Below are 13,072 nucleotides of genomic sequence, written 5' to 3' on the forward strand. Positions count from 1 at the left end.
AAAAACAGCAAGTGTCAGGAGACACCGCGGAGAATTCCTCCCGGCCCTGACGCTTGCTGTTTCCTTTTTCACTATTTTAGTTTTTTCACTTCGCCCTGTACCGTAGGTACGCTATTCCAGTTAATCCAACTCCGCCCGCGAGAATAAATCCCGAATCAACGCCTCATTCTCACAAGCCTGCTTGAAGCCAACCGCAAAAGCCTTAAGAGCCTCCCGATCGGAGGAATAGGCGCAGAACATCGACCCTTCCGGATCGAAGCGGACAATGCCCTCCAGGTCAGGCATCTGCTCGGCTAGATACACAAAGGCCAGAGACGTCCAGTCATAACCGCTGCCCTCAAAGCCCTCGTCAGCCCGCGACGCAAACAGCTCCGTCAAATACGATCCAACCGGCAAAATGACGGACATTCCCCGCTCACCTTGATCCACCAGCTTGAACGGAGCTATATCCGTATGCTCGTCTTCCACCGCATCCCCTCCGGCTTCCATCTCCAGCCGAGCGATGATCTCCTTACGCGCCTCCTCCGTCAAGCTCAGCGTTCCATGGTCCTTCTTAATCCAGCCTGCTTGCATTCGTTTATCCAGCCAATCGGTGATCCAGGAAGGCGCATAGCCGCCTTGGCTAAATTCCCCGCCAAACGCAATCATTTTCGGATAAATATCAAGGTATTCCTCCCGCGTGGGCCGTGGATTAGCATTCGTATACAGCCAGAACTGCACATCGTACATCAGCAGCGACAACTCATCGGCGTGGAAGGAGAAGTGTCCTTTCTCCTCCACAATGCGTGTACACACCGCCCGAATCTGCGATTCAAGCTGCTCGGCATCCACCGCTTCCGCCTTGTTACACAGCTCCTCCAGCAGAGGCGAGAACTGCCCCTCAGCTACTTTGCGCAAATCGTTGGCTTTATCCTCGGCAGCGGTATCGTATTCCTCCTCATTTACCAAGCCACGAATAAAGGTCTCAAAATCCGGCGCCAGGAAAGTAATCTCATACTCCGACTCCTGATCCACATGAATCACCTCGGGCTCCCCATCCTTGCCACAGTGGCGGTAATCCAGCATAATCACATCATGGCCTGCCGAAGGACAGTCACAGATAACGATCCCGATGTCCGGGTATCCCCAGTCCTCAATCATAAATCGGCTGCCCATATCCCCGCACAGCGACTCATCCTTATCCCGCCCAATTCCCATAATCGACGAGATCGCAACATGGTCGTCCGCCCAGGAGGTAGCTATTTTCGTAGGAAAACAGGTGTTCTGAGGAATCCCCCCATTACGCTGTTTCATCAAAGCAATATAGGAGGCAGGCAACTTGTAGCCCAGCTCCTCCTCCACACTGGCAATCAACGCATCACTAGGTGGGTCCATCGTATATGTACTCTCGGCATAGCTGCCGTTATCCCAAAATTCAGACAAATCCAGACCCTCGAAGAACGGCTTCGCTGGAGTCTGTTCTTTTTCCCGCAAGGCCTGCTCCCGAATCATGCTGTTTTGCTGCTGACGATCAAGACGGCCCTGACACCACCCAAGGAGTTCTCGCGAGTGCTCATCTCCGGGATTGAGCTCCAGTGCTTTCGCAAATGCCTGCGCGCCTTCCTCAAATCTCCCCAGAAAATAATAAGAATACCCTGACCGGTAATGCCACGCCGAATCGTCTTTCCCCTGCTCAGCAACATGGGCAAATTGTGCCAAAGCATCCTCGTAACGTCCTACATTGTTATAAGCCCTTCCCAACTGTCCGACCATTTCATAATCTCTATTCGCAACAGGGATAGCTTCCAAAGCGTCTACAATATTCTGATGTTCATCCACCTCGTACCACTGTTCCAACTGCTCCCGCAACGCTTGATCCACTTTCATCTACCTCCTGAATAAAGACATTTTCTCCATCTTACCAGACCCACCCTGCATAATACATCTGCGAACCAGCGCAATCCCCCACTCCCCCCATAAATTGAGTAATTTGATCTACTCCTGTGCCCTCCAGCCATCCCCCTGGTCCTGCCAAACAGCAGCAGCGAGCAGTTATTATGGCCCACCAACTAACCGAATAGAAGGATTACAAAAAGAAACAGCAACACACATGGACACGGAAAATAAAGTCCTGAATGCTGCTGTTTTATTTCTAATAATTCTCCCCGCGATAATAACGTTCTAGCTTTTCCTCCAAATGAACAAGCTGGGCCTGCTTTTCCTTGATATCATCCTGCAATTTTTGCTTCTGTTGTTCGATTAACTGGATTCTTTCGGGGAGCGTTGAAGTACCTGCCTGAACTTTATCATAATAGTTCTTGATATGCTCCACACTCATGCCCGTCTCACGAAGACACTTTATAAATACGAGCCAGTTCAGCTCATGCTCCGTGTAAAGACGATTATTTTGTTTGCTTCGGGCCGCCGGCTCCAGCAATCCTTTTCTTTCATAAAAACGAATGGCTCCAATGTTCAATCCGACTTCTTTAGCTATTTCCCCAATCGTTAACATTCGAACTCCTCATCCATAGCAAAATTTAGTGTTGACCTATACTAAGTGTAGCATAGTAACTTATAAATCATAAAAACAAATAATATAGAAAGAGGGATTTAAATGACCAAAACCGCCTTTGTCACAGGTGCGAATAAAGGAATCGGATATGAAATAGTGAAGCAACTAGGGGAAGCTGGGTGGAAAGTGATTCTTGGCTCCCGTAGCGCCGAGCGAGGCGAAGCGGCGGCTTCTGAATTAACGGCCCAAGGCCAGAACGTGGAATGGATTCAAATCGATATGGCAGATGCGAAGAGTATTGAATCAGCATCAGACAAAATCATCAACAACTATTCTGACTTGGCGCTATTAATCAACAACGCCGGTATGCCGGGTGCATTCTCCAGCTCCTTTACGAAGACCCGGGAAGAGGATTTACGCAATGCCTTTGAGGTTAATTTCTTCGGTACTTTCCGTCTGAATCAGCGTTTATTTCCTGTCATCAAGCAAAATGAAGGCACCATAGTGAATGTATCCACGGACATGGCTTCTCTGGACCATTTGCAAAATGCCGAATTTACCCTTAATGCTTTTGATTATAACTCCTCAAAAGTAGCCAACAACGCCATGACTCTCTCTATGGCTTATGAAGTAAGAAATACAGGCGCTCAAGTGTTTGCCGTTACGCCAGGCTTTACCACGACAGACCTGAATGGAAACGCCCCAGGTGGCAAGTCCAAGCAAGCGGCGGCGGCTATTATCGTGGGCTACGCTATAGATGGCCAACGACATAACGGTGAATTCCTGAATGAGCACGGCGTTTACCCTTGGTAAAAATAATGCCCCTAAATCAAAGCGGACCGATGACAATCATCGGTCCGCTCCTTTTACCACTATACGCCCTGCCGGGTTCCGCTCCGTTCATTCCTGCTTCAACCCGGTTCCTACACTACCAGAAACCGCGCCTCGCACTGGCATTCCTGACATTTCACCGGGGGCTCCCAGTCAATAAACTTCGTGTGCTCTAGATCAACTACATCCGGGGCCTCTTCAAATTCGTCCACGAACATATCGATCGCCAGTTCTACATGATCCTTGCATACCACATACATACCTTCAAGCATCCTTTCTATTTACCAAACCAAGGCATGGCCATTCATCTATATGATAACGGACAGATGGTTACCTATCCTCATCCAGCCCATCATCAATTTCTTGATCCGATGGCTTATCGGACAGCTTCATCGTCACCTTCTGCGCTTCGCCGTCCCGATAATACGTCACTTCCAGTTCCTCGCCGATCTTCTTGTGTTCGTACAGGTAACGACGCAATTCCCTTGTCGATTTGATCGGCTGCTTATCAAGCTGCGTAATCACATCATTCAGCTTCAGCCCCGCATCCTTCGCCGGGCCATGAGCCTCAAGCACAATGACTCCCGAGGTAACGTGGCTTGGCAGCTTCATATCGTCCCGTTGCTCTTCGCTGAGCGGAGAATACGGATTGTTCAAATCCAGCGTATACACCCCGACATAAGGTCGCACGACCTTGCCATGCAAGAGCAGATCGTCAACCGTTCTCATAACATCATTGACAGGAATGGCGAAGCCAAGTCCTTCTACACCGGTATCTGAAATCTTCATCGTATTAATCCCGATGAGCTTGCCGTTCAGATCAACCAATGCACCGCCACTGTTGCCTTCGTTAATGGCTGCATCGGTCTGGATAACCTCCTGCTCCCAGTCGTAGACGCCGTCCTGATTAATGGACACCGGAATCATGCGGTTGGTATAACTTACAATGCCCGAGGTCAACGTCCCTCCCAGCCCCAGCGGATTACCGACGGCAATCACCGTCTCTCCCGCCCGAAGCTTCCCGGAGTCGCCCAACTCGATCACCGTATTAATTCCATGATCATCGACTTCCAGCACAGCAATATCGTTAATGGCATCCTCACCGCTCACCTTGGCATCCCGAGAGCTTCCGTCGCTGGTCACGATCTCCAGATCATCGGAGCCACTGATGACATGGGTGTTGGTAATGATATACGCCTTACCCTTCTCCTTCTTGAAGATCACGCCGGAGCCAAGCGCCGCTTGCGTCGGGTCGCTAATGGACAGCTCGTTATGATTCAGAATACTAACCACGGACGGAGCCACCTTGGCCGCTGCCGAACTAATCCGTTCATAAGGATCGACACCCGCAGAACCGTCTGAAGACGCATTATGTCTTGGAGTAGAGGAAGGAACTCCCGTAATCAGGCTAAATAACAGCACGGCAACCACCGCACTCAAAAGGGAAGAGATCAAGGAGATTTGCAACGTGGACAGCCCCCGTCTTGGCCTGTGCCTCGGAGCCCCGCTCAGCCAGCGTCGCCGGCCGCCGCCCTCGGACATGCGCACGCGCCGTCCAGGTACCTTGGTGGAATAAAAATCATCGTCAAACAATCCCATCTCTACACTCTCCCTCCATAACTCTACCCCAAATATCCGGCGACCATCCTTCGTAGGTCACATCCCTGAAAGCAAAGGTCCCCTTCAACTGTATGTCGGTATGGCAAAGCCATATTCACGCGTTTTTTCACTTAATGCTTATAACGCCATGAACCGCGTAGATGTTGCCATCTTGCCGGGAAGTTTTGCAGCTTTTTTTCCGAACATTGGAATGTTTGACTTGATTACGGACTACACTAATATTAATGCGATAGATTGATAGATTTATCTTACCATATTTCGGTGAATTCGAATCATTTTTCAAGCAGAGAAATTTCGGGAATTTCTCCCTGTACGCTAATCAAAAAAAGCCCCCTTAGGAGGTCAACCATGGATTACTATTCCACACCCATGAACGAGGTTAATTTGCTCGCCAAACTGGCGGACATGAAGGAAGAGCATTACCACCAGTGGCTAACCCTGAGCGCCATGATGGAGCTGCTGGTGGAGAAGGGGATTTTGACCCGTGAGGAAATAGATAAGAAGGCGCGGGAAATCGACGGGTTCTTAACACCTCCGCCCTACCCTACGGTCTGAGCTAGCGCTCATTCAACACATCCCAAGCCGTCGGACGGTCGTAATAGGTCTCGCAGAGCTTGAACTCGCTATCCTTATAGAAGCAACCCCGATCCTCCATGGCTCCACGCACGGACATCTTGGCCAGATCCAGAATATTATGCTCGCGGCTGAGATGCGCCAGGTACACCCGCTTCAATCGGCCATTCAATATCTCGCTCATCAGTTCCCCCGTAGCCTCGTTGGACAAATGGCCCAGATCCCCAAGAATCCGGCGCTTGATGTTCCACGGGTAACGTCCCATGCGAAGCATCTCAATATCGTGATTGGCCTCCAGCACTAGGACATCGGCATCGCCGATTGATTCCTTCACTTTATCACTCGCATAACCGAGATCGGTGCATACGCTAAGCTTCTCCTTGCCGTCGTAGAAGTTATAGCCTACGGGTTCGGCAGCATCGTGAGAGATTGCAAAGGATTCTACCCGCAAGGAGCCAAAATCACGGACCTCCCCCGTGCCCAGCACACAGCGCTGCTCGTCGGCGAGTGCCCCAACTGCCTTCTCCATCGCCATCCAGGTCTTCTCGTTCGCATACACCGGAAGCTGGTATTTCCGTGCTACCGCCCCAAGACCCTTGATATGGTCGGAATGCTCATGCGTAATCAGAATGCCGTCCAACTGTTGTCCGGTCATTCCCCGCTCCTGCATCAGCTCGTCGATACGCTTAGCGCTGAAGCCCGCATCGATCATTAAGGTCGTCTCCCCATTGTTCACCAGTGTCGCATTCCCTGTCGAACCACTCGACAGTACCGAAAACCGTATTCCCATGTTCTCCCATTACTCCTTCGTCTTCTCTGTGTTCGGACTAATCACGTCCCCGCTGATGCCCTGCACATAATACTCCGTCCCGTTCTCCAGCATGAAGCGCCAGGCGGGCGCCGCCGGCAAATGCGCATCCGAGTCAAATAGCTCGCCGTAATAACCTAGCTCCACCTCGGTCACCACCGAGCCTTCCGGCAGGAAGTTTTCCACCAGGTTGCCCAGTGCCTTGGAGGCTGACAGTACCCGCTGGGGCTTCTCCTCCTCCGGATAGGTGATTTCAATCTCCTGAAGCTGATACGAGATCATCTTCTGATTGCTGTTGAACAGCTTCAGCTCAATCTTGAACAACGGCCATTTGCCATCAACCAATGGATGGAGCACGAACACCTCCGAACTACTCGCCACTTCATCGTACCGATAGCCCTCAATTCCAGGTAAGCTATCCTTCAGCGCCGCCGTCAAGTCGCGCGGGGAGAAGATCAGCTTGCTATCCACCGGCGTGGGCAGATCCGTCAGATTGCCCTGCTGCCCGCCATTGATGAACCGATAAGCAATCTTGGGTAGCTCCGGCGCCTCATTGGGAATCTTCGCCAGCACCCGAATCTGCTTCTCGTCCATCGCCCTCTGCGTGTTATTCTCCAGGGCCGTAATGTCCAGACTGGAGTCGGCCTGTTCGCGCAGATCATTCCATAACTGATAGCCCAGCACCAGATTCAGCAGCAGAAAAGCATAGATCAACACATTTTTTGCCCGACCCCAATCCATAATCCGTCCCCTTTCTTCATATTCGTTCTAAGATTCAACTGAGCTCTGCGGTAGCACCCTTGTTGCCCCATTGCCCAGTTCCACTACCCACATCGGCTTCAGCAACAAGCCCTGTTCGGTGAGAGATGGTACATACGCCGGATACAGCCGAGCGATACGCGCCTCCTCCTTGAGCTTGGTTAGCTGTTCCCGCAGCGGTTCGCCACCTGGCAAGGAGACCACCTGCTTCTCCCAGCCGTCGCCCGCATCATAGATCAACGACCGCTCATAGCCAGTAATTGTGCCTTGACGCACCTCCAGAGAAATGACTCCGTAATGGAATGCCGCCAAGTCCAGGATGGGAAAAGCGCCCGAAGGACCTGTGCCATAATACTGCTGGAACACCACGCGCTGCTGATTCCCTCCGGCTCCATCATTCATCTGCTCCAGGCGGTATTTGCCGTTCCATCCCCCATGCTGATTAACAAAATCAACGGCCGATAGCACGTTTTTACTTGGAGAATTCTCTCCCGCCGAAGGCGCCGCCGGATCGGTGTAGTTAATCCAGTTCCGGTCCTGTCTGACCTGAAGACTACGCTTGCCATCCGTATAAATCTCGGAGCCGTCCTTCTCACGGATATAACGGGTGATACTTGGGTCAAAAAACAAGCTGCGCTGCATCTGCTCCGTCGAGTATAGCCCGATACCCAGGCCCACCTGCACCATATCCACCGCTTGCTCGGGAAGGTAATACCCTTCCTCCAGCGTATACGGCACCCAATCCTTGCCGAAGTCTACCTGTTGCTGCACATCCTGCATCGTCAGGTCAGCCTTGGTCGCCTCATACACCACATCGCCGCGCGAGCTGAAGAAGAACACCCGCACCTGATCCTCGGTTCCTGTATTGTAGATCAGAAGCCGGTTGATGCTCTCCGCATCAAATAGCGGATCAGAAGCGATCTGCATCACGCGCTGTAGCAATCCAATCGGAACACCGCCACCGAACTCCAACTCTACGCCAATATGCTCGCTGCGGATTTCCGTCCAATTGACATTATCCACCGCATAACGTTGGAACCCGTCGAACTGACGCCCTTTCAGCCGCGAGTATATTAAATTGTAGAAGGTAGAATCGGGATAAAATAACGTGTGCTTCCCCTCGCCCATGTGCACCGCAATTTGCGCCGGGAACAGCATCGTCTCCGCCTCCAGCGAGGCCCCCATATTCTCCGTACGAATGTAATCACTTTCTGTCTTGACCACCGGATTGCTCCCAGGGAGCTGATAGATCAGAAAATAACTTTGTACCAGGCTGCACACGACCAGCAAAGCCAGCGCCAGCGATTTAATCTTCTCCTTCATCGCGTCTCGCCCCCTTGCTTCTGCATCGGCAGCGTGAAGGTTACCCGCGTACCCTTACCGAAGTCGGATTGCAGGGAAATGGTGCCGCCATGAGCCTTCACAATTTCCCGGGCAATCGACAGGCCTAATCCGGTGCCGCCCATATTGCGCGAACGAGCCTTGTCCACCCGGTAGAAGCGTTCAAATATCCGGTCCAGGTCCTTCTTCGGAATGCCGATGCCGTTATCCTGGACAGAAATAGCCAATTGGCGATCCTCGGTCATACGTGCCTCCAAGGCAATCGTACCGCCTTCCGGTGTGTACTTCATTGCATTGGAGATCAGGTTGTCCAGCACCTGGTCAATCTGATCACGGTCCATAAGGACCGCCTCCACGTCACTGGCGACAAAGAGCGTAGGCTTGATATCCTTCTCCTGCATTTGAAAAGAAAACCGATCCGCCACTTCCTCCAGCATCTCCATAATATTGGCCGGCTGCTTGCGCAGTTCCGCTTCTTGCGAATCAAGACGCGACAGATGCAGCAGATCGGTAACCAGACGAATCATCCGCTCCGTCTGATTCTGGATGACCGATACGAAGCGTGGTCCCAGCTCCGTATCTTCCATCGCACCATCTTCTAGCGCCTCCGTGTAGCTCTTGATCGTCGTCAGCGGAGTGCGCAGCTCATGCGATACGTTCGCCACGAATTCCCGCCGCGAGGCTTCCAGCTTCTCCTGCTCGGTGACGTCCTGAAGCACGGCAATGGTCCCAATGATGCCGAACTCCCGCCGATGAATCGGCGTGAAGGTCACGCGGATCAGCAGCAATCCGCCATCAGGCGCATCGTTCTCCAGCAACGCCGAATGCATCGTGCCTTGCTCCAGCACACTGCGCTCTTCCTCAGGCAAGTGCAGTAGCGAAATAATGTCCGTTCCAATAGCTGGCTGATCATCTACCCGTAGGATTTCACCCGCGCGCCGATTCATCAGTATGACCCGGCCATGCTCGTCCGTAGCGATTACACCATCGCTCATATTGGTCAGAATCGAAGCCAACTTCTCCTTCTCTTCCTCATTCTGAGCCAGCGCATCCCGCAATCGGCTGGTCATATAGTTGAAGGCCTTGCTAAGCTGCCCGATCTCATCATTGCCCAGCACAGGCATCTTCTGCTGGAACTCCCCTTCCGCAACCGCTGTTGCCCGCCGGGTCAACTCCTTGATCGGCGACGTAATCGTATGGGCTAGAATGACGCCCAGCACCGCCGTCAGGCCCAACGCCAGCAGGATACCGGAAATAAAGATATTATTAATCCGCTCCATCGTACTGTACAAATCGCTCATGGAGGCCGCTATGTAGATGGCACCGACGATTTTTCCGCCGCTGGTAACCGGCTTGGCTACCACCTTCTTGCGCACGTTGTCCTCATCGATAATATATTCCTCGTTATCACGAATTCCTTGCAGCGCCCGACTGACCACGGTCTGCGTGTTCTTCGTTCCCACATAGTCCGCATGGGATGGCTTGGAGGTCGTCAGCACCTTGCCGCTGGCGTCCAGCACCTGAATCTCAGCACCATTGATATTGAACAAATTGTTCACCAGCACGCGCAAATTCTCCAGCGATTCCTCCGCCGAATCTCCCGTGACACCCAGGTTCTGTGCAGCCAGGACCGAAAGTAACTCCGCCCGTTCCTGCAACTCCTTCGTAAAATTGCTGGTTAACGAAGTCTTCATCGCGCTCACAAAATAAACCCCGATCAACTGCATCGCAATCAGGATGAGCAGCACGTACACGATAATCAGCTTGGCCTGGATGGTTCGAACGAAGGAGGACAAGAAATTCATGCTAGAATACACCCGCCTTGGAGCTACGCATCATATACCCCAAGCCGCGCCGGGTAAGAATATACTCCGGCTTGCTCGGATCGTCCTCAATCTTCTCCCGCAGGCGACGAATCGTGACATCCACAGTACGAACATCACCGAAATACTCAAACCCCCATACGGCCTGAAGCAAATGCTCGCGGGTCATCACCTTGCCCGCATTCTTGACGAGATAATGCACCAACTCAAATTCCCGGTGCGTCAAATCCAGCGGCTCCCCATTCTTGTGAACCGTATACATATCCGTATCTATGAACAACTCGAACAGGCTGATGCCCTGTCTCGCTTCTTCCGTACCTTCCATTTCCGTCTGCTTCTGCTGACGACGCAAATGCGCCTTAACCCGGGCCAGCAGCTCACGCGTGCTGAACGGCTTGGTCACATAATCATCGGCCCCCAGCTCAAGACCCAGCACTTTGTCGATCTCCCCATCCTTGGCTGTCAGCATGATAATTGGGGTTTGCAGCTTGGCACGCACCTCGCGGCACACATCCATTCCGTCCTTGCCAGGCAACATCAAATCTAGCAGGATCAAGTCCGGTTGCTCGGAGAAAGCCAATTCCACAGCCTCAATGCCGTCAAAGGCAAGTACAACCTCGTAGCCCTCTTTTTCCAGGTTAAATTTCAATATATCCGCAATAGGTTTCTCATCATCCACTACTAAAATTTTACCTTGCATGATCCAGTTCACCCCAAACTTTCAGCCATGGGCTTGTTATCCCTCTATCTTACCATAATCGGAGCGGCATCAGCTATCCAAGCCATCCTAATCCCTAGTAGAGGTAGTTCAAAAAGTCGTCTTCCCAAGACGAAGTTGTTCAAGGAGTGAATTCGGCATCGAATCTTGAATTCACCCGGGACTTCCGGTGCTCACGTACCCACTACGTACGCTCCGCTCCTCAGTCCCTGCTTCATCCAACCTTCTTGGTCCTGAAAACCCGACTTTTTGAACACAGACTAGAAGAAAAAAAGCCCGACCCAGCTATTCCGTTCCCATAGGATGCGGAGGTGCTGAGCCAAGCTTAGTCATTCCAAACTTATAGATATTTCAATGGATTCTGTACACTGCCATTCTCATGAATCTCAAAGTGCAAGTGGGTGCCGGTAGAGCGTCCGGTATTGCCCATAACACCAATCTTCTCGCCCTTCTCAACGACCTGTCCCTTTTCCACATTGTACTCTTTAAGATGGCCATATAATGTTTCATAGCCGTTCTTGTGGTCTATAATAATTACATTACCGTATCCGGATTTGGTACCTACATAGGATACAACACCATCATCGGCTGCCAAAATACTCTTATTCGAAGATACCAAGTCGATTCCTTTATGAGTCCGGCCCCAACGTTGCCCGTAACTGCTCGTCATCTTGGCGCTGAGTACCGGCCAGGCAAACTGTCCGCTGCCTTCGCCCAATACAACCTTGGTTCCCTTCATCACAATTTTCGGTGACGAGGGCTCGATCACTTCTTGTCCTAGCCACTCCTCGTCCACCAGCAAGCCGTTCTCCTTGGTCACCCGGTACTCCATCATCTTGAGCCCGCTTGTTCCAAGGGAAATAACCTTAGTCTCGCCAGCACGCATCTCGGGATTCGTCTGTACAACGACCTGAGGTTCCGTGATGATCTCTTCCGTAATTCGCTCAACGGAACGCACCGTAAGTGCCGGTTGTACGGCCTTCACATTCAAGACCGTCCCGATTTGCAACGTCCGTTCCTGTATACCCGGATTGGCTGCGAACAGGTCGGCTTGGGACACGTCAAAGCGGGCTGCGATCGACGAGATCGTATCCCCTTCATGCACCTCATATTGTACCGCCTTCTCGCCACCCTCAAGAATAAGCTGCGCCGCTTCTTCAGGACTCAAGACCCGGTCAGGGCTGACCTTGACGGCTGCCTGCTTAACTTCTTCGGTAATTACCGCCGATTCCAGTTCGGCTCCGGTCGACTTGACATTATTATTGCTATTAACCGCCTTGCCTCCCGTACGTTGAACCTTTGCGGCCAGCGTATTGCTGCTATCCTGCAAATAAGGAATATAATTACCCTTCACCTGCTGCAATACCTCTTGCACCGCAGCCGGGTCCTTGACGACAGCTACAACCTCACCGTTAACTTTCAACTCCATGCCCTTGGCATAGCCAGTTAATTTGCTGTACAGGGTATTCATGGTCGTCTCGGCATCAATCTCCGCCTTGTAGGCTTCCTCCAGTTGCGTAGTAATAACCTCGGTGTTCACCACCATATTCACGTCGGGATACTTCTCCTTGTATTCCTGCTCCTTGCGTTCTATGACGGCTTGCAGTTGTGATTCGCTCATGATAGTGCCCACATCCTGGCCACCCAGGTATACCCGATAATAAGATACCGTATTCGCCTTCACATACTGCTGACCACCCAGATACACCGTGCCCGCAATCAATACAACAGCGGCCCCGGCAATCATAACCTTACGATATTTGAAGAACGAAGTCATGTTCACCCGTTCTTTGAATTTGGACATCATCTCTGAACCGTTCTCGGAGCGGCCATGTTTTCCTTGTGCAGAAACATCGTTTTTACGCCATAAGCGCCAACCTTTTCCCGTAAAACCTTTCATACCGATCTCCTTTTCCTACTCGACTCTATTCGACATCAAATAGTTTCAAAATTTTAACCTTTAATCGCTATTTAACTTTACCATAGGCGGACAACCGATTTCAACCACTGGTAAAAATACTAAAAACCCGCATAACCATGCGGGTTCAGCGCTGTTTTTTCCCCTTGGCGCAAACAGAGAAAAAATTTACAGTTGTGTGAATGGCTTC

At 51.6% G+C, this 13,072-nt stretch carries 12 protein-coding genes; 2 read left to right on the forward strand and 10 right to left on the reverse strand.

What is annotated here, in order from left to right:
- Window positions 1-120: 120 nt before the first annotated feature.
- Together BN3279_RS09705 and BN3279_RS09710 are read right to left on the reverse strand one after the other, a co-directional pair.
- Window positions 121-1,866 carry an Imm51 family immunity protein gene (locus BN3279_RS09705; protein WP_316245752.1) on the reverse strand — a complete coding sequence of 582 codons (1,746 nt, stop codon included), beginning with the start codon at window positions 1,864-1,866 and terminating at the stop codon, window positions 121-123.
- Window positions 1,867-2,131: 265 nt separating this feature from the next.
- Window positions 2,132-2,491: a MerR family transcriptional regulator gene (locus tag BN3279_RS09710; protein WP_059050407.1), complete on the reverse strand. Its 360-nt coding sequence runs from the start codon at window positions 2,489-2,491 to the stop codon at window positions 2,132-2,134.
- Between the two features lie 102 nt (window positions 2,492-2,593).
- Between BN3279_RS09710 and BN3279_RS09715 the strand changes: the two genes are divergently transcribed.
- The gene (locus tag BN3279_RS09715) at window positions 2,594-3,304 is read left to right on the forward strand and encodes an SDR family NAD(P)-dependent oxidoreductase (RefSeq protein WP_059050408.1); all 711 of its coding nucleotides are present in this window, start codon (window positions 2,594-2,596) and stop codon (window positions 3,302-3,304) included.
- Between the two features lie 110 nt (window positions 3,305-3,414).
- Here BN3279_RS09715 and BN3279_RS23385 read toward each other — a convergent pair whose 3' ends face one another.
- Together BN3279_RS23385 and BN3279_RS09720 are read right to left on the reverse strand one after the other, a co-directional pair.
- The gene (locus BN3279_RS23385; RefSeq protein WP_082673002.1) at window positions 3,415-3,582 is read right to left on the reverse strand and encodes a CxxH/CxxC protein; all 168 of its coding nucleotides are present in this window, start codon (window positions 3,580-3,582) and stop codon (window positions 3,415-3,417) included.
- Between the two features lie 70 nt (window positions 3,583-3,652).
- Window positions 3,653-4,921, reverse strand: a complete 1,269-nt coding sequence (locus tag BN3279_RS09720; protein WP_059050409.1) for a S1C family serine protease — start codon at window positions 4,919-4,921, stop codon at window positions 3,653-3,655.
- 369 nt (window positions 4,922-5,290) lie between these two features.
- Between BN3279_RS09720 and BN3279_RS09725 the strand changes: the two genes are divergently transcribed.
- Window positions 5,291-5,497 carry a hypothetical protein gene (locus tag BN3279_RS09725; protein WP_059050410.1) on the forward strand — a complete coding sequence of 69 codons (207 nt, stop codon included), beginning with the start codon at window positions 5,291-5,293 and terminating at the stop codon, window positions 5,495-5,497.
- 1 nt (window position 5,498) lies between these two features.
- Here the strand turns inward: BN3279_RS09725 and BN3279_RS09730 are convergent, their stop codons facing one another.
- The 6 genes from BN3279_RS09730 to BN3279_RS09755 all read right to left on the reverse strand — a co-directional run bounded on the left by BN3279_RS09730 (window position 5,499) and on the right by BN3279_RS09755 (window position 12,864).
- On the reverse strand, window positions 5,499-6,305 hold the full coding sequence (locus BN3279_RS09730; RefSeq protein ID WP_059050411.1) for an MBL fold metallo-hydrolase: 807 nt from the start codon (window positions 6,303-6,305) through the stop codon (window positions 5,499-5,501).
- Between the two features lie 9 nt (window positions 6,306-6,314).
- Window positions 6,315-7,064 (reverse strand): two-component system regulatory protein YycI, encoded by a 750-nt coding sequence (gene yycI, locus BN3279_RS09735; protein ID WP_059050412.1) that lies wholly within the window; start codon window positions 7,062-7,064, stop codon window positions 6,315-6,317.
- Window positions 7,065-7,091: 27 nt separating this feature from the next.
- Window positions 7,092-8,405: a YycH family regulatory protein gene (locus BN3279_RS09740; RefSeq protein WP_059050413.1), complete on the reverse strand. Its 1,314-nt coding sequence runs from the start codon at window positions 8,403-8,405 to the stop codon at window positions 7,092-7,094.
- A complete protein-coding gene (walK, locus tag BN3279_RS09745; RefSeq protein WP_059050414.1) occupies window positions 8,402-10,228 on the reverse strand; it encodes a cell wall metabolism sensor histidine kinase WalK in 1,827 nt (608 codons plus the stop codon). The genes BN3279_RS09740 and walK overlap by 4 nt, the downstream gene beginning before the upstream one ends.
- 1 nt (window position 10,229) lies before the next feature.
- The gene (gene yycF, locus BN3279_RS09750) at window positions 10,230-10,946 is read right to left on the reverse strand and encodes a response regulator YycF (RefSeq protein WP_059050415.1); all 717 of its coding nucleotides are present in this window, start codon (window positions 10,944-10,946) and stop codon (window positions 10,230-10,232) included.
- Between the two features lie 358 nt (window positions 10,947-11,304).
- Window positions 11,305-12,864, reverse strand: coding sequence for a M23 family metallopeptidase (locus BN3279_RS09755; RefSeq protein WP_059050416.1), 1,560 nt, complete (start codon window positions 12,862-12,864; stop codon window positions 11,305-11,307).
- Between the last annotated feature and the right edge of the window lie 208 nt (window positions 12,865-13,072).

It is taken from the genome of Paenibacillus senegalimassiliensis, assembly GCF_001486585.1.
GTDB lineage: Bacteria > Bacillota > Bacilli > Paenibacillales > Paenibacillaceae > Fontibacillus > Fontibacillus senegalimassiliensis.